The 24,649-nt window shown below is 61.2% G+C and carries 20 protein-coding genes, 1 tRNA gene and 1 riboswitch; of the genes, 8 read left to right on the forward strand and 13 right to left on the reverse strand.

Features of this window, described 5'->3' with window-relative positions; all coding sequences use genetic code 11:
• Positions 1-18 precede the first annotated feature (18 nt).
• The 13 genes from GA566_RS11890 to ybgC all read right to left on the reverse strand — a co-directional run bounded on the left by GA566_RS11890 (position 19) and on the right by ybgC (position 13,971).
• A complete protein-coding gene (locus tag GA566_RS11890) occupies positions 19-3,465 on the reverse strand; it encodes a DEAD/DEAH box helicase family protein (RefSeq protein WP_202126691.1) in 3,447 nt (1,148 codons plus the stop codon).
• A gap of 75 nt (positions 3,466-3,540) precedes the next feature.
• Complete coding sequence (locus GA566_RS11895; RefSeq protein ID WP_160472843.1) at positions 3,541-5,043, reverse strand: sigma-54-dependent Fis family transcriptional regulator; 1,503 nt, start codon at positions 5,041-5,043, stop codon at positions 3,541-3,543.
• 490 nt (positions 5,044-5,533) lie between these two features.
• Positions 5,534-5,746: a hypothetical protein gene (locus GA566_RS11900; protein ID WP_160472844.1), complete on the reverse strand. Its 213-nt coding sequence runs from the start codon at positions 5,744-5,746 to the stop codon at positions 5,534-5,536.
• Positions 5,747-6,146: 400 nt separating this feature from the next.
• Positions 6,147-6,222, reverse strand: a tRNA-Lys gene (locus tag GA566_RS11905).
• A 70-nt stretch (positions 6,223-6,292) separates the two neighbouring features.
• Positions 6,293-7,408, reverse strand: coding sequence for a YeeE/YedE family protein (locus GA566_RS11910; protein ID WP_160472845.1), 1,116 nt, complete (start codon positions 7,406-7,408; stop codon positions 6,293-6,295).
• A gap of 52 nt (positions 7,409-7,460) precedes the next feature.
• Entirely contained in the window at positions 7,461-8,144 is a 684-nt protein-coding gene (queC, locus tag GA566_RS11915) for a 7-cyano-7-deazaguanine synthase QueC (protein WP_160472846.1), read from the reverse strand.
• A 304-nt stretch (positions 8,145-8,448) separates the two neighbouring features.
• Complete coding sequence (ybgF, locus tag GA566_RS11920) at positions 8,449-9,204, reverse strand: tol-pal system protein YbgF (RefSeq protein WP_160472847.1); 756 nt, start codon at positions 9,202-9,204, stop codon at positions 8,449-8,451.
• A gap of 29 nt (positions 9,205-9,233) precedes the next feature.
• Entirely contained in the window at positions 9,234-9,740 is a 507-nt protein-coding gene (pal, locus tag GA566_RS11925) for a peptidoglycan-associated lipoprotein Pal (RefSeq protein ID WP_171020399.1), read from the reverse strand.
• Between the two features lie 31 nt (positions 9,741-9,771).
• Entirely contained in the window at positions 9,772-11,112 is a 1,341-nt protein-coding gene (tolB, locus tag GA566_RS11930; RefSeq protein ID WP_137925147.1) for a Tol-Pal system beta propeller repeat protein TolB, read from the reverse strand.
• Positions 11,113-11,325: 213 nt separating this feature from the next.
• On the reverse strand, positions 11,326-12,402 hold the full coding sequence (gene tolA, locus GA566_RS11935) for a cell envelope integrity protein TolA (protein ID WP_160472848.1): 1,077 nt from the start codon (positions 12,400-12,402) through the stop codon (positions 11,326-11,328).
• 26 nt (positions 12,403-12,428) lie between these two features.
• Positions 12,429-12,866, reverse strand: a complete 438-nt coding sequence (tolR, locus tag GA566_RS11940) for a protein TolR (RefSeq protein ID WP_130389441.1) — start codon at positions 12,864-12,866, stop codon at positions 12,429-12,431.
• A 20-nt stretch (positions 12,867-12,886) separates the two neighbouring features.
• Complete coding sequence (tolQ, locus tag GA566_RS11945; protein WP_171020398.1) at positions 12,887-13,570, reverse strand: protein TolQ; 684 nt, start codon at positions 13,568-13,570, stop codon at positions 12,887-12,889.
• Positions 13,567-13,971: a tol-pal system-associated acyl-CoA thioesterase gene (gene ybgC / locus GA566_RS11950; protein WP_160472849.1), complete on the reverse strand. Its 405-nt coding sequence runs from the start codon at positions 13,969-13,971 to the stop codon at positions 13,567-13,569. Before ybgC ends, tolQ begins: the two co-directional genes overlap by 4 nt.
• Before the next feature lie 168 nt (positions 13,972-14,139).
• Positions 14,140-14,243: riboswitch (ZMP/ZTP riboswitch) on the forward strand.
• 170 nt (positions 14,244-14,413) lie between these two features.
• Between ybgC and glyA the strand changes: the two genes are divergently transcribed.
• From glyA to GA566_RS11990, 8 genes are all read left to right on the forward strand, one after another.
• On the forward strand, positions 14,414-15,661 hold the full coding sequence (gene glyA, locus GA566_RS11955) for a serine hydroxymethyltransferase (protein WP_137925144.1): 1,248 nt from the start codon (positions 14,414-14,416) through the stop codon (positions 15,659-15,661).
• A 152-nt stretch (positions 15,662-15,813) separates the two neighbouring features.
• Complete coding sequence (gene nrdR / locus GA566_RS11960; protein ID WP_137925143.1) at positions 15,814-16,281, forward strand: transcriptional regulator NrdR; 468 nt, start codon at positions 15,814-15,816, stop codon at positions 16,279-16,281.
• A gap of 216 nt (positions 16,282-16,497) precedes the next feature.
• Positions 16,498-17,145 carry a GspH/FimT family pseudopilin gene (locus GA566_RS11965; protein WP_137925142.1) on the forward strand — a complete coding sequence of 216 codons (648 nt, stop codon included), beginning with the start codon at positions 16,498-16,500 and terminating at the stop codon, positions 17,143-17,145.
• The gene (gene pilV, locus GA566_RS11970) at positions 17,142-17,660 is read left to right on the forward strand and encodes a type IV pilus modification protein PilV (RefSeq protein WP_160472850.1); all 519 of its coding nucleotides are present in this window, start codon (positions 17,142-17,144) and stop codon (positions 17,658-17,660) included. Before GA566_RS11965 ends, pilV begins: the two co-directional genes overlap by 4 nt.
• Positions 17,657-18,499: a PilW family protein gene (locus GA566_RS11975; protein ID WP_160473289.1), complete on the forward strand. Its 843-nt coding sequence runs from the start codon at positions 17,657-17,659 to the stop codon at positions 18,497-18,499. The genes pilV and GA566_RS11975 overlap by 4 nt, the downstream gene beginning before the upstream one ends.
• 55 nt (positions 18,500-18,554) lie before the next feature.
• Positions 18,555-19,088: a PilX N-terminal domain-containing pilus assembly protein gene (locus GA566_RS11980; protein WP_160472851.1), complete on the forward strand. Its 534-nt coding sequence runs from the start codon at positions 18,555-18,557 to the stop codon at positions 19,086-19,088.
• Positions 19,089-19,124: 36 nt separating this feature from the next.
• On the forward strand, positions 19,125-23,912 hold the full coding sequence (locus GA566_RS11985; RefSeq protein ID WP_160472852.1) for a pilus assembly protein: 4,788 nt from the start codon (positions 19,125-19,127) through the stop codon (positions 23,910-23,912).
• A gap of 31 nt (positions 23,913-23,943) precedes the next feature.
• A complete protein-coding gene (locus tag GA566_RS11990; protein WP_160473290.1) occupies positions 23,944-24,420 on the forward strand; it encodes a type IV pilin protein in 477 nt (158 codons plus the stop codon).
• Positions 24,421-24,649 lie beyond the last annotated feature (229 nt).

Consider the following 24,649-nt stretch of genomic DNA (forward strand, 5'->3'; position numbering starts at 1 on the left):
GAAGTCTCCCGGTTCTTCTTATGGATTGGCCGTTTGATCGCTATCAGGACGGAAACGATGAATCACGGCGATCAACTCTTCCACTGCGGCATCGTCGAAAACGCCATCGGGACCATCCGGGCTTACCTGGGTAAATGGTGCATCATAAAGTTTGTCGAGTGTCACTACGCCGAACTTGGCGATATGGTTCTGCAGCAATGCCATGAAACGCTGCTGCTTGGCTGAAAGCTGCGGGTGTCTGACGAAAAATTCGCTGAAGCGCTCGGCTACCACCTCAGGCTCCAGGCCGACAATGGTACGGATGGCCGCTGCGAGATCGCCAGCGGTATCGGGGTAGAACTCGGTCAACCAAGCCAGATTGACATCGGGATGATGAGTAAGGACCAGGCTAACCAAGGCCGTCAGGTCTGATTCAGTGACAGATTCGCTTCGCCGAATCTTGCGTAGCGTCGGGTTGGTCTCAAACAGCCCCGTGAGCACCTGCTCGACCCGTTGCCGGTAGGTCACCAACTCCGTGCCTTCAAGCTTCGGCATATGGCGGCCAAACTCGAACTTGCTGGCGTCTTCGGTGATATCCAAAACGCGCGGTTTTCCACCAACGGTTGGCCCGATCACACGATGGCGCATGATCCCGCGTAATTCCTCGCGTACGACTTCAAGGGCAGCGACATCGGTTTGATCGACCGTCAGCTTCCAGAATTCTCCGCTGCGCACCTTGTCAATGGTGTCAAGCTTATCGCGGACTGCATTGACGTTGATAGGCAGCTGCGCCACAAGGGCAATGAGGTCATCGCGCAAATCATTGAACACGCTGGATTTTTTTAGGAGCTCGCACTGCATCCGCGCGATCAACAGATCGAGCTGGTAGGCGTACTCCCAGCCGCGGGTGTCGCGCCATTGCATGAGCGGCGCGACGTCCTTGAGTAGCAAGGACCGTGTGGCGGCGCTCAAGGCCTGCATTACCCCAGGGAGCTGGACTTCGCGCACTTCGCGCCATTTCTCGCGAACTGCAATCGTGGTCTCCGGCAATGCTGCGATGTCGGCTCGCATGAGGCTAACGGCCAGGTCAAAGGCATCCGGTTTCGCCGCGTCCAGAGCCAAATCCGCCAATAGAAGGCGAGATTCAAATAGCTTTTGCACCAACGACTTACTGGTCGATGGATTAGCTTCGCGGTAACTCTCCTCGAAATAGGTGAAGTTGCCCCAGTGGTCGAAAATTTGAAACTTCGTCTTATCTAGACCCGGTCCATAGAGATCGGCGCAGAGCCGTGTGCCACGGCCGATCATCTGCCAGAACTTGACGTAGGATTTAACCGGCTTGGCGAACACTAGATTGACGACTTCAGGGACGTCAATGCCGGTGTCCAGCATATCGACTGAAATAGCGATGGTGAGAGCGTTTTTCGGGTCCTTGAAGTCGTCGATCAATTGCTCGGCACGCGTATCGTAGTTGTCGATGACCCGGCAGAAGTTACCGCCATACTGCGGGTACATTTCATCGAACAGTTCCGCGAGCAAAACTGCATGGTTGTGATTGCGGGCAAACACAATACTCTTACCGGGATGCGATCCGGTCGCATCCCGAAGGCCACGTTCCATCAGGTTGCGCAGGATGGCGCGGTTGGTGTCCTTGTTGAACACAATCCGATCCACATCGGTATCGTCGTAGGCGATGGATTGCGCGTCGACCTCGTCGTTCTCAAGTTGCTCACGCTGGTCCTTGGAGAGCTGGTTGTACTTGATTCCCCGCCGTAGAAACTCAGTGGTATGTGTATAGACCTCGAAGGGCACCAGGTAGGGCGGCACATGGCCGATGGCTTCCTGATAGCCGAAGTACGATGTCGGGTCACCGTCCTCGCAGGCAAACAGTTTGAAGGTGTTGCGAGCGATGAACTGGACGGGCGTAGCCGTGAGGCCAAGTTGTAGCGCGTCAAAATACAAGAACAGGTCGCGGTAGCGGTTATAGATGCTGCGATGCGATTCGTCGGCGATGATCAAATCGAAGTAGCCGACATCGAACATCTCGTAGCACTGCATCATCGCGGGATAGGTGGCGAGGTAGATGCGATTGGTTACATCGCCGGCAGTATTGGCATTGATATGGATGCGCGGCTCGCCCGGCAAATACTCTTTGAATACGTCATCAGCCTGCTTGCGCAGTTCGCGCCGGTCACACAGAAAGAGAATGCGTTTGGCCCAGCGTGCGCGAGACAGTAGCTCGCAAAGCGAGACGGCGACGCGGGTCTTTCCGGTACCGGTGGCTAAGACAACCAGCGACTTGCGATAGCCGAGGCTGAAGCGTTCACCGATACGCTTGATGGTTTCGATCTGATACATCCGCCCCGCAATTTCGGATTTCGGCGCGAGCGAGTCGAGCGGCAGCTTCTCATTGCGCTGAAAAATTAGGTATTGCAGGCTTTCCTTAGAGTAGAAGCCGAACAGGCGACGCGGCGTCTGATTCTGGGCATCATCCCAAATATAAATATCAAAGCCGTTGGTATAAAGAATGACCGGACGCTGCCCATATTTCTGTTCAAGGCCGTCAGCATAGAGCTTGGCCTGTGTGCGCCCCGCATCCGCGTCCTTGGCGGTACGCTTGGCTTCAACAACGGCCAGCGGCTTACCATCGTCGCCCCACAGGACATAGTCGGCATAGCCGATGCCGCTCTTGCTCTGCGGTTGCGGGATCTCGACTTCTTGGCCAACTTCGTCTGTCGATGCGCCGCTTTGTCCAACCTTCCAGCGGGCAGCAACGAGCATAGCGTCGATCAACCGCTGGCGGGTCGTTGCCTCGTCAAAAGCGAGTTGATTGGCGGCGGCACAACCACTCGCGACCAGTTGCTGCAGTTCTTCGGCAGACCGTGCAACAGCGACTTGTTGGACCTTGGCCTGTTCTAGCTGCAGGAGAATCGCCTGCATCTGCTGTTCCTGCTCGGCGATTTGGGCAAGCAGGCGCTGACGATCTTTCTCCAGCTTTTTTGCATCGGCCGGCGGTGTAGGTAGCACAAATGCGTGAATGCTTGAAACCAGCCCGCCGTCGAAGGTTACGAACACCCAACGGGCGATATCAAAGGCTTCCTGTACCATAGCCAGCGCCGTTGGCGTTGTGCCTTGGTTGGCATGGACGGCTTTATTGCCATGCATTCGCAACGCATGCAGCTTGGTCTGGACTACGGCTGGAACCTGAGTCCGGAAGGCATCCTCATTCAGCAGATCATTCAGATTGGCTTGGTACGGTTTGGGCAGGCGGAATGCTTCATAGACCAGATCCACGACTCGCTCGGTAAACAGTCGAAGCTTGGCCAATGCCCCAGCCGGATCATTGAATGCGTAATGCTCAGCAAAGCCGCCCAACGCGGCCAGGTCAGCGCGAGCGTCCCGGAGAAATTCGAAGTTCCTAGATTGCACAGCACTCCCTTCGGCCGGGGAGGCCGACATCGGCAGATGTACTTGGGAGGAATGCATAATATTTCTTGCAGAGAATCACAGGATGCGTCCATCCATGCAATCTGTATGCCAGCGGACTAAGTCTTCTTGTTTTCATTGAACAACCCCGTAGCGATTCATCCAGTTGGTGAAGGTCTGGTAGTTGCCGAACCCCAGTAGCTTCGCGGCCTGGGTCTTGTTATTGCGAGTATGGGCCAGCGTTCGCTCAATGTAATGCCGCGCCACCTGTGCCATAAGGGCCTCCAGCTCGAGACCCGACTCTACTGGCCGGTTCAGAATGCCATCTTCACCGGGCAATGCCTTGGGGGACAACAGAATCGCCTCCTTGACAGCTTCCAGGCCGATGACTTCATCGTCCGACCATACGGCAGCCCGCTGCAGGGTATTGAGCAGTTCGCGAATATTGCCCGGCCATGCGTGCTGTAACATAAGATTTCTTGCGGAAACAGAAATTTTTTTGTTCCTTATGCCCATCCCCCTGGTGGCATCGTTGACGTGCTGCAGTAGCACGTCGATCAACAAGGAAATATCGCCCGCACGTTGCCGCAACGGCGGCAACTTGATGATGGCAACCGCCAAGCGATAGAAAAGGTCTTCACGAAAATTGCCCTCGGCAACCTCGTTGATCAATGTGCGATTAGTGGCGACCACCACGCGAACATCGATCTTCTTGGGTTCGCTGGACCCGATCGGGGTGACTTCGCCTTCCTGGAGGGTGCGGAGCAGCTTGACCTGTATCGCCTTGGGAAGTTCGCCGATCTCGTCGAGAAAAATTGTCCCCCCGTCGGCACGTTCAAAATGCCCCTTGCGGTCGGCCACGGCTCCCGTGAAAGCCCCCTTTTTGTGACCGAAGAATTCAGATTCCACCAACTCAGGCGGGATTGCGCCGCAGTTGACGGAAAGGAATGCTTTATCAGCACGAGGACTGGCCCTGTGGATGGCGCGCGCCATCAATTCCTTGCCTGTCCCGCTCTCGCCTTCGATCAATACGGGGATCGAGCGGATTGCTACGCGCCTGGCCTGCTCAATGACCCGCCTCATCACTGCGCTGCGATGGATGATGCTGCTGAACTCAGTGGCCTCGTCGGGCGTGCCTTGCGCTAGGGAAGTTAGTTGCGCGTCAGTCTGCCGCAGAAGCTTGGGTATGAATTCGGCGGCGATATCAAACGGGATATTCGCATCCTCAACACCTGATTGTTGTGAAGACTGTATCAACCTGGCCGGATGGATTGTTTTCGCCAACAAGATCCAGACCGAAGCCATGGCCGGCGTGCCCGGACTGAGGTGAAAGGTCAGTTGCGTCCCGGGCCGATCAATCGCCTCCAGGACCTCCGCAACACGCTCATAGATTTCACCAAAATTGATCGGTGAGCTCAGCTTGACGGTGTGGAGATGAATTGCTGCACCTGACCGGGATGCCAGCCAATTGATATATGACTTCGTCTGCACCACCGGAAAATCACTAAGCAGATGGATTGTGTCGTAGTTATCGGAGTGCACGCCCTGCGCAATGGGCCCGATACCCGCGTCCGGCTCACCGGCGGCAGCCCTAAGATCGGTTCGGCCTACCCATGCGACAAGGATACTGACTGGCATGTAAATTGTTTTGTGATGGACAAAATAGTTTACCTCCCTGAATAGCAATCTCACAATCTCCGGAGCCGTTTGAATAGCGCGTTCGGCGCGGGAGCAATCACGGCTGAGCCTTTGGACGGACGGCAGAGAACTCGCCCTGACAGCGCGAGCAAGCAGTCCCTACTGGCAAGCCCGGGGCAGTCGGGGTGACGGGTGGCGTCTGCCACCGTCATAGCAGGATCGGCACGCCTCGCGTGATCGGACGCTGGTCATGCGTACATTTTAGACTCGCATCATGCCGCAAAGCCTAGAAACCGCTCCGGACCAGGTATTCCGAGATTTCCGTCCGGTAGCCGCCGGCGGCTTGCTGCCATGTTGGCCCAGTAATCGCTCCTTGACGCCACGGGTTACCAGCAGGGCTGTTGGACGTCGTCCAATGGCAGCGGTCTCACTTGGTCAAGCACTCCCTCCACTCCCGAGTACGCTTGGAGACCACCATGGCAGCTCCGCTTCATTCCGGCATCGGCCCCATCCCCGGCCGCCACGGCGGATTGAGCCCATTCCAGCCCGGATGTAGCCCCCACGGCTTCTCCGGCAGTGGTTCCTGGTATACCTCCTTCACTAGCTGCAGCACCCTGTCCTCCGAGTAGCCGCGCTGGCGCAGCGATTTCACAGCACGAGCGAGTTGTTCCTTCGGGTCGGGGTACTTGCGGGCTTTGGGCATGGTCGGCTGGATGATGGGTGGCTTCTGCCCCCGTTATAGCAGGGGGATCGGTGCCCGGCTTTCCGGTTGCCGGTGCCCCCATGCGCGACGGCGGATAAAAGCTTGTAGACCCCCGAATTTCCATACGCGCCCGATAACGAAATAAGCAGAGCCGCCGGGTGAGCCCCGGGGGGTGGGAGCGGCAGGGAGGGCCAGGCGGCGACCCGAGGATGACGCCGTGGCGACTGGGGCCTAGGGGCGCGGGAGAGTCGCGATGTGGGTGAAGCTTGGGCGACAAGGCGCGTTACCCCAGGGGTTACAAAAGGCCCGCACCACCCCTTGGCCGTAACCCGGGCGTAACCCGAAAATGCAAAACGGGCCTGCCGACGATGACAAATCGCCGGCAGGCCCGCGCAAATGCTGGTGGGTCGTGCGTGACTCGAACACGCGACCAACGGATTAAAAGTCCGCTGCTCTACCGACTGAGCTAACGACCCGGAAAAACTGAATCCGCGATTATAGGGAGCACCCCTTGGCGTGTCAAGCCGAAGGGCGCCCAGCGCACGCTCAAACCATACGCTCCAGACGCCACATCTGGTACTTGAACGCCAGGATCGCGCCGACGATGATCGTCGCGAACACGATGAACGAGCCGACTGCCAGCGTCGATACTCCCGAGAGTCCCTGCCCGATCGTGCAACCCAGCGCCGTGACGCCGCCCGCGCCCATCAGCATGCCGCCGACCATGTGATTGGCCACGTCCTCGGCATTGCCGAAACCTTCCCAGCGAAACGTGCGCGACACAAGCGAATAGGCCCACGCACCAGCGATCACGCCAAGCACGCTGACGATGCCGATCGTGAGCACCTTGCTCTTGTCACTGAACATCATCAGCCAGTCGAGCGTATAGGCATACGGCGCGACAAAGCTCAGGCTTTCCATGCGACCGCTGTTGGTGGCCACGAACAGCTCTTCGAGCGTGTTCGGATCTTCGGACACATAGCCGAGGTGACCCGACACGTACCACATGCCGACGATGATCAGGCCGACGGCCACGCCGCCCAGCAGGTTATCGAAAGTGCGAAAGCCGTTGCCGATCAGCGCCCAGATCACCAGCACCACGCCGATCACGGTGCCCAGCACCAGTTGCAGCGTACCCCGCGCCATGCCTGTGGCCTGCGCCACCAGTGAAGGCAGGTCTTGCGTGGACGGCAGCGTCACGGCCACGGTATCGACGGTATTGACGCGCACCAGGCCAAACAGGCCACGCAGCGTCATATAAGCCGACAGTCCGAGGAACACGAATACCACCAGCGACTTCAGGTTGCCGGCGCCAATCCGCACCAGCGTCTTGCTGCCGCAGCCGGACGCCAGCACCATGCCGAAGCCGAACATCAGGCCGCCCACTGCCGCGGACAGCCACCCGAGCTTCGCCGATGTGTAGATCGTCTTCGTCGGATCGATCAACCCCGCCCATGCCAGCACGCCGGTGCCGATCATCGCCACGCCGATGGCCAGCACCCACATGCGCATGCGGCTCCAATCCCCGATATTCACGATGTCCGAGATAGCGCCCATCGTGCAGAAATGCGTGCGCTGCAGGACCGCGCCGAACAGGAAGGTGAGGACGAAGGTAGACAGCAGCACGGTGTGCGTCAGCGCGGGAATATCGATGTCAGGCATGTCTCAGGGTTTGGCTCGTGGAACTGCTGTTTTTATTAGGGACGGCGGCCGCTCAGGCAACCGCCTGGTAACGCGTGGGATCGGCAACACCGGCCTGCTCGAAACCGGAACGGCGAATGCGGCACGAATCGCAGACACCGCAGGCGCGGCCATCGTCATCGGCCTTGTAGCACGACACGGTCAGGCCATAGTCCACGCCGAGCTTCACGCCTGCACGGATGATCTCGGCCTTGGTCATGTCGATGATCGGCGCATGGACGTGGAAGCGTTCGCCTTCGACGCCCGCCTTGGTGGCCAGGTTGGCCAGCGCCTCGTAGGCCGAGACATACTCGGGCCGGCAATCGGGATAGCCGGAGTAGTCCACGGCATTGGCCCCGAAGAACAGGTCGCGTCCACCGATGGCCTCGGCCCAGCCGAGCGCCAGCGATAGCATGATCGTATTGCGCGCCGGCACGTACGTAATCGGAATGCCGCCCACGGCACCATCGGTCGGGACGTCGAGCGTATCGTCGGTCAGCGCGGAACCGCCAAAGCGGCGCAGGTCCAGGTCGATGATCTCGTGGCGCCTGGCGCCGAGGGCTGTGGCTACTTTCTTCGCCGCGTCGAGTTCCGAGGAGTGGCGCTGGCCGTAGCGCATAGACAGCGCATAGGTTTCAAACCCGGCCGCGTTGGCCATGGCAAGTACGGTGGCGGAGTCCAGGCCGCCAGAAAGCAGGACGATTGCTCGTTTGGTCATGGTGAGGTGCGCGCAGAACAAGCGCGCTGTAGTCACGCCCCGAGGGCGAAGCGCGTATTTTAGCGCGACAGCGCTTTCCCACCCGCCTGTTTGCTCCCCTCTCCCGCGAAGTGGGAGAGGGGTCGGGGGAGAGGGTCGGCGGTTCAACCTACGACTTATCGCGTTTTGAACCTCGTTACCCTCTCCCCCTGCCCCTCTCCCGCCGCGCGGGAGAGGGGAGAAAACAAGGCGACGCAACAACGAGACACCCCAAAAGAAAAAACCCGCAAACATCGCGGGCTTTTTCCTTGCAGACTGCGTCCGGTTACTTCAGCGTCTTCAGCCGGTTGCTGGCGGCCTGGGCGCCTTCGGTGCCCGGATACTTCGACACCACCGTTTCCAGCGTCTTCTTCGCAGCCGGTTTCTGGCCGGATTCTAGCTGGTTGTTGGCGATGGCGATCATGGCGTCAGGTACCTTCGCGTGCGTCGGGAACTGTTGCACCATGTTCTGCAGGACAAACGTCGAGCCCTTGTAGTCGCGCTGCGCGTAGAGCGAATTGCCGAGCCAGAACTGGGCCAGCGGCAAATATGGGCTTTGCGGATACTTCTTGGCAAATGCCGAGAAGGCATTGCCCGCACCCTTGAAATCGCCCGACTGGAACTGCTTGAGCGCGGCATCGTACTCAGGCTTTTCGGTGGGTTGTGCAAGACCTTCCTTGCCGTCCACGGTCACCTGCTGGGGCTCGAATTTCTTCAGGCGCCCATCAAGGTCGGTGTAGTAGTCCTTCTGCGTTTTCTGCAGCGCTTCCACCGTGTTCTGCAACACCTCGTTCTGACCGCGCAACCGGGCTACCTCCTGACGCAGACCTTCCATCTGGTTCTGCATGTCGAGCAGCTGGCGGCTGTTCTGGTCAATACGCTGCGATGCGGTTGCCTGGAAACCGTTGAACTGGTCCCGCAACTGGATCACGGCCTTGCGCGCCTCGTCGTCGTCAAATACGCCGGCGTGCGCGGAACTGGCTGCCAGCAAGCCGCCCGAGAAGGCAGCCAGCCACAGCAGTGTGGAAACACGAGCATTCATGAAGGCTATTCCGTGGATCAGTCAGTCGATCAATAGACGATATCGGCGCGGCGGTTTTCGGCCCACGCGGCTTCATCGTGACCCGTAGCCTTCGGCTTTTCCTTGCCCAGGCTCACGGCTTCCATCTGCGACTCGGGCACGCCCAGCGACGACAGCGAACGACGCACGGCTTCTGCACGCTTCTGGCCCAAGGCCAGGTTGTACTCGCTCGTACCGCGTTCGTCGGTGTTGCCCTGGATCAGGATCTTGCGGCTCTTGTTGGCACCCAGGTATTGCGAGTGGGCTTGCAGCAGGCTCTGGTAGTCCGACTTGACCGTGTAGCTGTCGAAGTCGAAGTACACGCTGCGCTTGGCCAGCGGGCCGTTCGGATCGTTCAGCGGATCGACGGTCACCGGCGCCACGGCGCGCGGATCGGTTTGTGCGCCACCCGTGCCGGTACCGGCCTTGGAAGCGTCGTCGAGCTTCACACCCGAGCTGCAGGCACCCAGGGCGAGCAGGGCGGCAAGGGCGAGCGATTTCGTCATCATTTTGGTCATGGCTGAGAGACTCCTCGTTTCTTCTATCTACTTACTGCATGAAAGGACCCCAGGACGGCTCGCGAACCTCGCCGGACTGGAGTGACAGAACCTGTTTCGTACGACCGTCCGTCGAGACAGCCGCCAGCACCGAGCGACCTCCCACACGCGTGGCGTAAAGGATGTACTTGCCGTTGGCGGCAAAGCTCGGGGCTTCGTCGTTCGACGTATCGGTGAGCGAAGTAACGTCACCATTTGACAGGTCCTGAAGCTGCAGGCGGAAACCGCCCGAACGCGAGATGTAGGCCAGGTACTTGCCATCCGGCGAAACCCGCGGACTGACGTTGTAGTTGCCCTTGAACGTCACGCGTTGCGCGGCGCCGGATTCCTCGCCGCCAGCCGGCATGCGATAGACCTGCGGCGCACCGCCACGATCGCTCGTGAAGTAGATGCTGCGGCCATCGGGCGAGAATTGCGGCTCGGTGTCAATGGCGCTGCTGCGCGAGATGCGGCGCAGGCCGGATCCATCCGCGTTGACCAGGTAGATCTGCGTGTTGCCATCGCGCGAGAGCGCCACGGCCAGGCGCTGGCCGTCAGGCGACCACGACGGCGCGCTGTTGTTGCCCTTCTGGTTCGACACCAGCGTGCGCTTGCCCGTGGCCAGGTCATGCACGTACACCACCGGCTTCCTGGCTTCGAACGAGACATAGGCCACGCGGCGGCCATCCGGCGACCACGACGGCGAGATGATTGGCTCGGTGCTGCTCAGCGCCACCTGGGCATTCTGGCCATCGGAGTCGGAAATCAGCAGTTGATAGCGTCCGCCTACTTTCGACACATACGACAGCCGCGTGGCAAACACGCCGCGCTCGCCGAGCAGCTTTTCGTAGATATAGTCGGCGATCTTGTGCGCGGTCACGCGCAGCTGGCTCTGCGAGACCGTGAACGCCAGGCCGCCCAGGCTCTGGCCCTTGACCGTGTCGTACAGGCGGAAGCGGACTTCGTACTGGCCGTTGCCCGCGGGAGTCACGCTGCCGGCCACGAAGGCGTCGGCGCCCTTCGCCTTCCAGCTGCCGAGATCAACCTGTGCCGATTCGGCCACGGTGGCCCCGGCGGGGTCGATATTCTTGAAGCGACCGCTGTTCTGCAGATCGCTGCGGATGACGGCCGTCAGGTTCTGCTGGCCTTGTCCTTCGCCCTGGAAGTTGGCGGTGGCCACCGGGTACTGGTTCGAACCCACACCGGTGATTTCAACGTTCAGTTGCGCGTGTGCCACGCCAGCGGACATCAGTGCCGCTGCCAGCCACGCCATCAGCGCGTGCCGGCTCTGGTCACGGGTGGGGGTGGCACTCTGGCGGCGAGACAGCCAGTTAGGGGCCCAAAGCTTTCGCATGCTGCTCCTCAGTCGATTTCAGGATTCATCGGTACGGCGGGCAGAGCAAGTACGACAGCACGGACGGCGTGCAGCTTGGCGCATGCCCCGTCTACGTGCGTCTTGCACGCTGCCGGCCGCGTCAGGCAACCGTTCATGGTAGCGATCGGACCGAAGCCCCACGATGTTGGTTGCATTATGTTGCAAATCATGGCTTTCTCGCCGCATCGCCGATCAGTCCTTGGGACGGACCGTGATCGTGAATTCGAACGTGGGCGCCTTGCCGTCCTCGTCGCGCGGCAGCGGGTCCGACCGCTCGACGCCACGCAGCACGGCGTTGTCCCAGTCCGAGTTGCCGCTCGACTTGGCCAGGCGCTTGGACAGGATCGAGCCATCCGGTGCGAGCCGGACCGCCACCACGGCGGCCGGATTCCCGTCAGTATCACCGGCAAAGATAATGTTCGGCTTTACGCGGCGGCGTACCTTGTCCGAATAGCCCGGCGACGCCTTGCCGCCCGACCCTGCGCCGGAGCCTGCCGCATTGCCCACGCCACCGCCGGTCGCACCGGCCGTGCCGCCGCCTGCCAGCGCCTTGAGGCGAGCCAGTTCACTGTTGCGCGCCGCGTTGGACGCAGCTTCGCGCTTGGCCTTGGCTTCGGCATCAGCCTTCGCCTTGGCCTGCTTCTCGGCATCGGCGCGGGCCTTGGCCTGCTTGTCAGCGTCGGCCTTCGCTTTCGCATCGGCTTCCTTGCGGTCCTGCTCGGCCTTTTCCTTGGCGGCCAGAGCGGCCTTGTCAGCCTTGTCCTTGTCGGCTTTCTCTTTGTCGGCCTTCTTCTTCGCGTCTTCCTTGCGCTGCGCTTCCAGTTGCTGCTGGCGCTGGTCTTCCTTGCGCTGCGCGTCCTTCTTTTCCTGTTCCTTACGCGCCTGCTCGCGACGTGCCTCGGCCTCGCGCTCGGCGGCTTCCTCGGCCTGCTTGCGCTTTTTCTGCTCCAGCGCGATATCGGCGGCTTCCTCGACCTTGCTACGCACCGCCGGCTGCGGCGGCTCCGGCGCCGGCTGCACCACGGGGCGCGGCGGCGGCGCGGGCGTGACATCGGGAATCTCTTCCCAAAGCTCGGCCTCGGCGCCTACCGGCGTGCTGCTCTGCCACTGGACGCCGAAATACAGCACGATGCCAAGCAGCAGGTGCATGAACAGCGCTGCCAGGAACGAGCGCATGGTGCCGCGCTCCCGGACCGGCTCGTACGGATAGGCGGCGGCCTGGGCGCGCGGGGCGCCTTGCTGAGGATGACGTGACGAGAGGGTGGCCACTTTGCGACGTTGGACGCTGGGAACGCTTACTTGGACTTCACCATCAGGCCGACGCGCTTCACGCCATCGGCCTTCAGTACGGACATCACGTCGAGTACGGCTTCGTACTTGACGGCACGGTCGGCGGCGATCACCACCGGCTGGTCCGGATTCTCGTTCTGGCGCTGGTGTACGAAATCGATCAGGCCGCGCTTGTCGAGCTTGCGCTCGAACGAGCCGCCCGAGGCGTCCTTGCCTCGCGCCGTCAGGGCGCCGTCCTCATGCACGGTCACCACGATGGGCGGCGTCTGCTGCTGCGGGGTGGCATTGGCCACGGACGGCAGGTCCACCACGGCCGGGCTCACGATTGGAGCGGCCACCATGAAAATCACCAGCAGCACGAGCATCACGTCGATGTACGGCACGACGTTGATCTCTGCGCTGGCCCGGCGGCGCGAACCGCCGCGGCGCTGAATGGCTGCCATGGGGGATGCTCCTCGACTGTTTAGCGGCTCTGACGCTGCAGGATGTTCTGGAATTCTTCCATGAAGCTTTCGAACCGGATGGCCAGACGATCGATCTCGGTGGCATAGCGGTTATAGGCAATCACGGCGGGGATGGCGGCAAACAGGCCGATGGCCGTCGCAACCAGTGCTTCGGCAATACCCGGGGCCACCGATGCAAGCGTAGCCTGCTGCACATTCGACAGACCACGGAACGCATTCATGATGCCCCACACCGTGCCGAACAGGCCAATGTACGGGCTGACGGAGCCGACCGACGCCAGGAACGGCAGGTGCGATTCGAGTACATCCATCTCACGCTGATAGGCGGCACGCATGGCGCGGCGGGCGGCGTCGAGCAATGCGCTGGCGTCGTTGCTGCGCTCGCGGGCCTTCAGGAACTCGCCCATGCCGGACTCGAAGATCCGTTCGAGCGCGCCCGTGTTGTGGCGATTGTTCACGGCGCTGTTGTAAAGCGCCTGGAGGTCGCCGCCGGCCCAGAAATCACGTTCGAAGCCTTCGGTCTGCGTGCGGGCGGCACGCAGTGCGAGGTGCTTGCGGAAAATGTAAGTCCATGAGAACAGCGACATCACCAGCAGCAGCGCCATGACGGCCTGTGCCAACAGGCTGGCGTGCATCACCAGCGTAATGATCGACATGTCTTGCGTGACGGTCACTGGATTCATCGGGCGTCTTTGATAGTGGCGAGAACAGGGGCAGGGATCGGAGTCGGCCTAAACGTGCTTTTGTCGACACATCCCACACGGATCTTGCCGGTGGCGAGCATCTGCTCGCCGCGCCAGGCTTCCTGTGCGAAATGGACCGATGCGGGTCCGACCCGTTCAATATGCGTACGAATCTCCAGCTGGTCATCCAGCCGGGCGGGCGCATTGTATTCCACAGCGGTACTGCGTACGACGAAGACCACACCGGACTGATCGGCGAGGGTCTGTTGTTCGACGCCGAGCGAGCGCAGCCATTCGGTGCGCGCCCGTTCGAAAAACTTCAGGTAGTTGGCGTAAAACACCACGCCGCCTGCGTCGGTATCTTCCCAATACACGCGCAACGGCCATGTGAAATTTGGCATGGCGGGCATTGTAACGGAGCGCACTGGTTAACCCGCATGCGACTTTGCAACAGCAAGTTGCGAGCCATACACCACAAGGTCTTGACGAGACTGGTGTAGAGGGGCATGCGCCACCCGTGCACCGGCTTGCAGCAAGCCGCGCGTTCGCATAAACTCTGCGGCAACCATTCCACCTTGCGCGACTGGCGAAGTCAGTGGGTACTACCACGAGGAAGCGCAAGATCTTTAGGCGTGAAGTTCATAAGCGCCTGCCGCTCGCCTGGGCAGCGAATGGGAAGCAGGGTGCGCCCCGCACCGGCTGGTACATACCAGTCCGGAGCAGGACGCCGTGCTTTCCCCGCGCGCCCTATCCCAGATTCAGCCAAGATTCATCCCAGCCGGTCACACACGATTTTCATGCCGTTTGTGCCATCCGCTCCCCTTTTTACCGACGAGTCACGCCATGTTTGAACGCAGCCGTTTCACGATCGAGCAGATCGACCCCGAAGTCTTCGCCGCTATCCAGAAGGAAAACCAGCGCCAGGAAGACCACATCGAACTGATTGCTTCCGAAAACTACACCTCGCCGGCCGTGATGGCCGCCCAGGGCTCGCAACTGACCAACAAGTACGCCGAAGGCTATCCCGGCAAGCGTTACTACGGCGGCTGCGAGTACGTCGACGTGGTGGAGCAACTGGCCATCGACCGCGTGAAGCAGCTGTTTGGCGCCGATGCCGCCAACGTTCAGCCGAACTCGGGCTCGCAAGCCAACCAGGGCGTGTTCTTCGCCATGCTCAAGCCGGGCGACACGATCATGGGCATGAGCCTGGCCGAAGGCGGTCACCTGACCCACGGCATGGCACTGAACATGAGCGGCAAGTGGTTCAATGTGGTCAGCTACGGCCTGAACGCCCAGGAAGACATTGACTACGATGCCCTGGAAAAGAAGGCCCAGGAAACCAAGCCGAAGATGATCATCGCCGGTGCCTCGGCGTTCTCGCTGCGCATCGACTTCGAACGCATCGCCCAGGTGGCCAAGGCTGTTGGCGCCTACTTCATGGTGGACATGGCCCACTACGCCGGCCTGATCGCCGCGGGTGTGTATCCGAACCCGGTGCCGCACGCCGATTTCGTGACCACCACCACGCACAAGAGCCTGCGCGGCCCGCGCGGCGGCGTGATCCTGATGAAGGCCGAGCATGAGAAGGCCATCAACTCGGCAATTTTCCCGGGTATCCAGGGTGGCCCGCTGATGCACGTGATCGCCGGCAAGGCCGTGGCCTTCAAGGAAGCGCTGCAGCCCGAGTTCAAGGCCTACCAGGAACAGGTGGTGAAGAACGCCGCCGTCATGGCCGAGACGCTGATTTCGCGCGGCCTGCGCATCGTCTCCGGCAAGACCGAGAGCCACGTGATGCTGGTGGACCTGCGCGCCAAGAAGATCACCGGCAAGGAAGCCGAGAAGATCCTCGGCGATGCACATATCACCGTCAACAAGAACGCCATTCCGAACGATCCGGAAAAGCCGTTCGTGACGTCGGGTGTTCGCCTGGGTTCGCCGGCCATGACCACACGCGGCTTCAAGGAAGATGAAGCCCGCCAGGTGGCCAACCTGATCGCCGACGTGCTGGACAACCCGCACGACGAAGCCAACATCGCGAAGGTGCGCGAGCAAGTCTCCGCCCTGACCCGCCGCTTCCCGGTGTACGGCTGAGCCATCTGCCGACGCGTGCTCACCGCAGGATAGTGGGCACGCACTGACGGCGCCGCCGCAAGTTTCGGGCGGCGCCGTTGTTCCATCTCAAGTCCGCAGCTGAACTAAAAGATGCAAAATGCGGGCTGGATTCTTTCTTCAGGTGCTCAGGCATGAAATGCCCGTTCTGCGCTCACTCCAATACCCAGGTTCTCGATAGCCGCGTGTCCGAAGACGGGGATACGGTACGCCGCCGCCGGCGCTGCGAAGCTTGCGACCGCCGGTTCACTACCTACGAGCGCATCGAACTGTTCTTCCCGGCCATCGTCAAGAAGAACGGCTCCCGCGTGGACTACACGCGCGGCAAACTCAAGGATTCGATGCGGCTGGCGCTACGCAAGCGCCCGGTATCCGCCGAAGCCATCGACGAAGCCATCACGCGTATCGAGGAAAAACTGCTGGCGCTGGGTGAGAAGGAAATCCCGAGCAGCCAGGTTGGCGAACTGGTCATGCGCGAACTGCGCAAGCTCGACAAGATCGCGTACATCCGCTTTGCCTCGGTCTATCGCAGTTTCGAGGATGTCTCTGAATTCCGCGATGTTCTTGACGAGATCGCGACTCCCACCCCACGAAAGGGGTAGATCCCTCCCCAAAAATGCTGTTTAATTTGCATCGGCCTCCATCGAATAGAAGGCCGGTGCACGAGTGCGGTTGCATCGCACCAACATGACACCAAAGCGCCGCGCAACAGCAGCGCCATCCAGCGGACCCGGACCCTCAGAGGCCCGGACGCACAGTAGTCCAGCGCCCCCGGCAAAAAACAAAGAGAGCAGTCGCTTTTTTGACGGGAATCACAAATGGGTCAGTCTTTCTGCCGAAAGGCAGCAGGCTTTCTGACGCCTTTGCTGTCCGCGCCTGGATTCATTGCGGGCGTGGCAACGGATGCGCCGGGGGCTGTTCACATGCGCGCAATCGCACCTGGCAATCACCGGGGCGCGCGCGGGGTCACGCTGATCGAGTTGATGGTGACCCTCTCGGTGCTCGCCACGCTGGCCGCCGTCGCCACTCCGAACCTCCAATCCTTCCTCCATAACAGCCGGCTGTCCGCAGACGCCACGCGGCTGTTTGCCGATCTCGAACTCGCACGCAGCGAAGCGGCCCGGCGCAACGCCACCGTCACGCTGTGCCCTGTCGATGCCGGCAACGCCTGCTCCAACAACTGGACCTTGCGCCGCATCCTGTTCGTCGATGCGGACAACGACGGTGCGTTCGACAGGACGGAAGAACTGATCCGCAACAGTGATCCGCCACAGACCAGCACCGACATTGCCGCTGCCAATCTCGGCACTACGTCGAACCGCGTGCGCATGCGCTCGACCGGAGTGTCCACAGCACCCAATGCAAGCTGGAAGTTCTGCGGAAAAAATGCCACGGATGCGGGCAAAACGGTATTCATGACCGGCAGTGGCCGCCCTTATACGCAGTCGCAGTCAACGTGTCCATGACGCCGACCCACATCTCTCCAATGCCCATGTCTCGTGGCTTCTCGTTGATCGAGGCACTGGTCACGCTGGTGGTGCTGTCCATCGGCATGCTCGCGCTTGCCAACCTGCAGTTGCAGACGTTGATGGATTCACGCACGGCATCGATGCGCAACTATGCCGCGCTGATGACCTACAACCTCGCGGACCAGCTTCGTACCAACAGCGTGGCCGTGAACAACGGCACCTTCAATTCACCTGCCGCCACGCCCGTTGCCGATTGTTTTACGGCAGCGGGCTGCACACCCGACGAGATGGCCGCCACCACCTACGCCACGTGGCTGGCCAACGTGCAGGCCACCATGCCGAACGGCGACGGGATCGTCTGCACCGATAGCACGCCAAACGACGGCACCGGATCGGCAGCCGGGAAGAACGACTGCGAACCCCACGCTGACGCGCCGTATGTCATCAAGGTCTTCTGGAGCGAAGACAACGGCACCACCGTCCAGCGTTTCTCGACCGCGCTCATCCCATGACAACGTCCAACCGTCACATCTGCCGCCGCGCGGCAAGCGGCTTCACGTTGGTCGAGCTGATGGTCGGCATGGTGATCAGCATGCTGCTGATACTTGCCGCCACATCGCTCTTCATCTCGGAGCGGCGCACCCATGCCATGCAAGGCGACGTAGGCGAGATTCAGGAAAACGCGCGAGCCATCGCGCAGTTGCTGTTGCGTCAGGCGCGCCAGATCGGCTACACCGACTTCCTGTTCGCGAGCAACGAGTTCGCGTCACCAAGCCTGGAAGCCACCAACGATACCGGCGTCAACGCCAGCGATAGCCTGACCTTGCGCTACTTCGGCTCGTCACAGGCTGGCGCGGACCCGGCAGCCGCTGCGGATTCTCCCCATTTCCCGCAGGCCGATGGCAGCACGGTGGATTGCAGCGGCAATGACGTGAGCAGCAACGTGGAAACCACCGAGGTCTATTCAATCCTCAATGACCCCGATGGCGTGCCCTGGCTGCAATGCGTGGTCAACGGCGTGGCGACACCGCTGTTCCGCAATGTCGAAGCCTTCCAACTGCTGTTGGGCGAAGACACCGATGACGACGGCGTCGTCAATCGCTTCGTTCCACCCGGCGCCACTGCGCACATCGATAACGTGGTGGCGCTGCGCGTGTCCGTGCTGCTGCGCGGCGCCAGCACCAACAACCCGATCATGGAAAAGCCGATCGTCAACCATTTCGGCAACACCTATGCGCCGAATGACGTGGCGCCCGCCGGCGATGCCGGCAGCGTGGTGAGGATTACGGCCGATGGCCGTCTGCACCGGCACTTCACGTTCTACATCGCCCTTCGCAATCGACTGCCATAGGCCGGCCATGCATCCTCCCCTCTCTCGGTCACCCCGCCACGCCAGACAGCGTGGCATGTCGCTGATCCTCGTCCTGCTGCTCCTGGTCATCCTGACGCTCGCAGGGCTTGCTGCCAGTACGATGAGCCTCAATGCCGAACGTCTGGCCCGCAACACGCGCGATGAGAGCATCGCGCTCCAGGCGGCGGAATCCGCGCTGCGCGACGCGCGCGCGGACATCTCCCAGGTTCGCATGCTCAGCGGCCTGACGGGCTCGTCGCCCACCTGCGATATGGACGGATTCAAGGGCTACTGCCAGCACGCGACGTCAGGCACGCAGGCCTGGGACCTCTATATCGAAGACCCACAACACTCCGTCGAACTTGGAGAAATGACCGGTCTCACGGCCGCGCAGAAGATGCCGACGATCCATGCGCGCGATGCCGGCGCCAATGGCGTGTCGAAGCAACCCCGCTATCTGATCGAACCATTCAAGGAGCCGACCGATATCGCGCTCGGCTCCAACAAGTACGTGTTCCGCATTACGGCGATCGGTTACGGCGCCAACCCTGGCACCAAGGTGATGGTGCAGGAAATCGTCCGCTTCTGACGACACCCCTTTGACACCTTCACCGTCAAACGCATCATGACCCAATCCACTTCCATCCGTCGCTTCGCGAGTCGCGCGCAAGGTGTCCTGCTTGCAACATCGTGCCTGCTCGCCATCGCCACGGCCTACGCCGCTGGCCCGCAACTCAATCTGGCCCAGCAGCCGTTGTACACCGGCGGCAACATCTCCCCCATGGTCATGATCGACCTGACCAAGGACCACACGCTGCACCAGAAGGCGTACAACGATTACTCGGATCTGGACGGCGATGGCCAGCTGGATACGACGTACAAGCACAGCATCGAGTACGCCGGGTACTTCGACTCGGACAAGTGCTACGACTACGACAGGACCACAATCCAGGGCTTCGTACCGAAGTCGATCACCGACAGCAAGTATTGCGACGGCAAGACCTGGAGCGGCAACTTCCTGAACTGGGCCACGATGAGCCGCATCGACGAGGTGCGCAAGATCCTGTACGGCGGCACGCGATCGACGGATACCGCGACCACGACCGTGCTGGAACGTGCCTTCCTGCCGACGGACGCCCACGCCTGGGCCAAGTTCTATAACGGACCCGATGTGGCCCAACTGGTGCCGTTCACGGTGGAAGTCGCATCCGCTATTGGCACGCTGAGATCCAGGACGCCCATGACACTGTCCTCCGCAGTGGCCAAGGTTGTGATCGACGACATGAGCCAGGTAGAGCCAGGCGATCAGTTACGGTTCGAGCCGGCCTCGGGCGCAGCAGCGGGCACGTCGATGACGGGCTGGGTCATGCGGCGGAATCCCGGCAACGTCTCCGTGGTGTTCTACGCCGGCGACATCTCGAACCCCACCAACACGAGGGCAAGGTTCTCGTCCTGGATCGTGACAAACCTGACGCGGGGTGGCTTGACACTGTGCAACGTCACGCCGAGGGACCAGCAGAGCAGCAACTCGCAGTACAACCACCAGCCACCTCAGATCCGAGTGGCCGCGGGAAACTATGCAACGTGGGGCGCTTCCGAGCACCGGCAGTGCAGTTGGTCCTCGGAAGCCAGTAGCACGCAGCGCAACTTCCTGCCCACCATCGACGGCGTCACCATCTGGGGTTCGTCGAACGGCAATCGCGCGGCGATATCGGGCATGAATTCATCGGCGGAGAATCCATCTCAGTCCATGCGCGGCCTTGGCTTCGGGCAGGGGACCGGTGTATTCAACGCGCGCGTGCAAGTGTGCGTGCCCGGCCTGATCGGTTCCGAGAACTGCAAGCAGTACGGCTCCAGCTACAAGCCATTCGGGCTGCTGCAGAAGTATGGGGAATCGGGCCAGATGCTGTTCGGCCTGATGACCGGCAGCTACGACCGGAACGTTTCCGGCGGCGTATTGCGGCGAAACGTGACCAACTTTGCGTCGGAGATCCACCCGGGCACCGGTGAGTTTTCCTATGGCAGGTCAAGCGATGCTGTCAGAGGCATTGTCTGGAATATCGACAGGCTGCGCCCCTACGGCTACAGCTACAGAGAAGGCAGCTACGTCAATGCGGACCAGTGTAGCTACCAGCAGGCGAGCATCGAACGCGGCAGTTACGGCAATCCGATCAGGACGGCTTCGGAGGGCAACTGCTCCACGTGGGGCAACCCGATCTCGGAAATCTTCGTCGAGACATTGCGTTACTTTGGCGGCAAGCAACCGACCAGCGCATTCCTGCCATCCCGCTACGGCAAGGATGCCACGCTGGGGCTGACGCAACCCGCGTGGACCAACCCGATGGACCTGCCGCCATCGCATCCGAACCGGGCGCCTTACTGCACGCCGCTCAACGCACTGGTCTTCAACTCCAGCGTGTCCTCTTACGACAACGACCAACTGGGCGGCTTCAGAGACCTCAATGGATCTCCGGATATCAGCACCTACACGAACCGGGTAGGCATTGGCGAAGGGATCTCCGGCGGCAGGTGGTTCGCGGGAGGCGTCCGCGGCAGCACGATCGACAATCTGTGCTCGGCCAAGGCGGTCAACAACTTCAGCGACGTGCTCGGCATCTGCCCGGAAGGGCCATCGCAAAGAGGAACGTTCCAGATTGCGGGCGCCGCATACTTCGCCAGGACCAACCGCCTGCGATCGCCTGCTGCCGCCGCCGCGCTCGGCGTCCCTGACCGGGACACGACCTCGCTGAGAATGAACACCTATGCGGTGCAGCTCGCCACCAACACACCGAAGATCAACGTCGACGTGAACGGCAAGCTGGTGACGATCATGCCGGCACACCGGCTGCACCCGCAGTATCCGAACAGCATCACCGCGCCCGCCAGCACGGGCACGCTGGTGGATTTCAAGGTCATCTCGCAAACGGCCACCCACGGCAAGTTCTATGTGGCCTGGGAAGACTCGGTGGCCGGTGGCGACTATGACCAGGACAACTGGGGCATCCTGAGCTATCGCGTGAGCGGTGACAACATCACGGTGTCTACCCGTGTGGTGTCGGCTTCATCGTCCAACGGACAGGGCTTCGGCTACACGATCTCGGGCACCACGCAGGACGGCCCGCACTTCCACTCAGGCATCTACGATTTCCGGTACAACGATCCTGTTCCTATTGCGGTGATGCCGCGAAACGCACCCATCAACAACTCCGGCGGCTGCGCCCGATGTAATTTCGGCGATCCCGAAACCAGCGTCACCTATACCGCCAACGGCAAGGCCGCTTCGCAGTTCCACGACCCATTGCTGTACGCGGCCAAATGGGGCGGTTTCAAAGATCTCAACGGCAATGGCATCCCTGACCTCGCTTCCGAATGGGACGTGCGGAAGGCCGATGGCTCCAGCGGCTCGGACGGCCTGCCCGACAACTACTTCTACGCCACGAATCCCGGCGCACTGGCAGCGGCGCTGGAACGTGCCTTCCTCTCGATCCTGAAGACATCGTCCTCCGCAGCCGTGGCGGCGAGCACGTCATCGCTGCAGACCGATACCAGCATCTTTCAGGCGCGCTTCAACAGTGCGGACTGGTCCGGCCAGCTGCTGGCCTATGCATTGGACAAGAACGGCGACGTCGTCACACCACCACGATGGGATGCGGCCAACAGCTTCAAGGGTGTGCGCCAGACCGATCGCAAGATCCTGACCTACAACACCGCGGACAACACCAGCGGCGGCATTCCATTCCGTTGGGCCAGACTACCGTTGGCATATCGGACAGCCTTGAATGGCAGCGACTCGCAGGGTAGCAAGCGACTGCTGTGGCTGCGCGGCCATCAGGTCAACGAGGGCGGTGGCGAGTCCCAATTCCGCCAGCGGCCAGTCACCGTGCTGGGCGACATCGCAAATTCGAGCCCGCAATATGTGGGCAGTCCGGCCGCAGGCTATGTCGAACCCGGCTACGCGAACTTCGTCGTCTCGCAGCGTAGCCGCAAACCCATGATCTACGTGGGTGCCAACGACGGCATGCTTCACGCGTTCTCGGCTGACATGAGCGCCAACGGCGATGGAGGCAAGGAAATGTTCGCCTATGTGCCGTCACCGCTCTACAGCAAGCTGGCCAACCTGACGTCCAGTAGTTACGTCCACAACTACTTCGTCGACGGCACGCCGACGGTGGGCGATGTCCATATCAACAACAGTTGGAAGACCGTGCTCGTGGGCGGACTGGGCGGTGGTGGGAAAGGCATCTACGCGCTGGATGTAACCAATCCCACCGCCATCAACGAATCGACCGCCGGGTCGACTGTACTCTGGGAGTTCACCAGCAATGATGACCCGGACCTGGGCTATACCTATGGCAAGCCGGCCATCGTACGGCTCGGCAACGGCAAGTGGGCTGCCGTCTTCGGCAACGGGTTGAACAGCACGGAAGCGCGTGGTTCGATCTTCATCGTCTTCCTGGATCGCACACCTGGCAACAAGAGCTGGCGGCTCGGCACGGACTACGTGAAGCTGACGGTGAACGACGCCGCAGCGGCCCGGACCCGGTCCAACGGCATCATGCAGGTCTACATCGCCGATGCCAACGGCGACTTCGTGGCCGACGCCATCTACGCAGGCGACCTGCACGGCAACGTCTGGAAGTTCGACGTGAGCGGAAAGGTAGCGACCGACTACCAGGCCACGCGGCAGTTACTGTTCACCGCCACAGATGCGGCCGGCAATGCGCAACCGATCACCACCGGATTCGCCGGCATGCGACATCGTCGAGGTGGCCACATCGTGATGTTCGGCACCGGCCGATATGTCGAAGTCAGTGACCCCGGCAACATGAGCACGCAGGCCGTGTATGGCATCTGGGACAAGGGCAGCCACGCCCAGCCGACGATCACCCGCTCTCAACTCGTGCAGCAGACCATCACCATGGAGACCCAGGCCAGTACCGGCGATTTCTACCGCGTCTTGAGCAAAAACCCGGTCAACTATGCGACGGGTGCGATGGGCTGGTACCTGAACCTGACCTCGCCGGGCACGGCCGCGCAAGGCGAGCGCGTGGTGTACGACCCGCAGATGCAAGGCACGCGTTTGATGTTCTCCACGCTGACCCCATCGTCCGACCTGTGCTCTGGCGGCGGCACCGGTTGGCAAATGGTGATGGATGCCCTGACGGGGGCCCAGACAGTTTCCATGTTCGACGTGAACCGCGATGGACGATTGGATGCTTCCGATCGTTTAGGCGGCAGCGGCGGTACCACTGGTCAGGCGGTGAGCGGCAAGAAGTCGAACGAACTGGTGACAAATGCGGCGGTGCTCGGCAACCACGCCTACCTGAGCGGCAACAAGGAGGAGCCCACCCACACCAAATTCAATACCGATGCCGCGCCCGGCCGTGTGTCGTGGCGACAGATCCTGCAATAACCACGGGACAGGCAACCAGGAAACCAGCACCATGATGAAAACGGTAATCACGCACAGCCGACACACCTCGCGGGCCAGTGGCTTCACGCTGATCGAATTGATGATCACCGTGATGATCATCGGCGTCCTGGCGGCGATCGCCATTCCGCAATACCAGCAGTTCGTGACCAAGACACGCCGCGCGGAGGCCAAGAGTGGCCTGGCGCGCGTGCAGGGTGCGCTGGAGCGCTACTTCACGATCAATAACGGGTACACGACCAATCCCCGGCAGTTGAAACTCACGCCATGCAGCGACACGACAACGCCATCCGGTGATACCTGCGAATCCAGCAACTACATCATCACCATCGCCGCACCGGCCGGTGGCTCCATCAAGACCGGCTTTGTACTAACCGCCACGCCAGCGGGCGATCGCTCGGACCCGACGTGCGGCGTCCTGTCCGTCAACAATCTCAACGAGAAGAAAGCGAGCGGCACCGACAGCGACACGCCTGGCACCTGCTGGTAACCCTCCCCCTTGCTCCGGCGACGCGGCAGCGTCGCCTTGACGCGCGTCCCCCTTCCAATCTTTCCCCGATACCGCTGACCGGCGGCGATCCGGCATCTCAGTCTCCGCCGAGGCCATCGGCGAAGCGAATACTCGCATCGAAACAAGCTCCTAGACGGGTGTCTGAATTCCACGACGTTATTAGCCAAATTACGATACCCACCCCACGAAAGGGGTAGCCATTTCTTCA

Source organism: Cupriavidus sp. SW-Y-13, from assembly GCF_009793345.1.
GTDB lineage: Bacteria > Pseudomonadota > Gammaproteobacteria > Burkholderiales > Burkholderiaceae > Cupriavidus.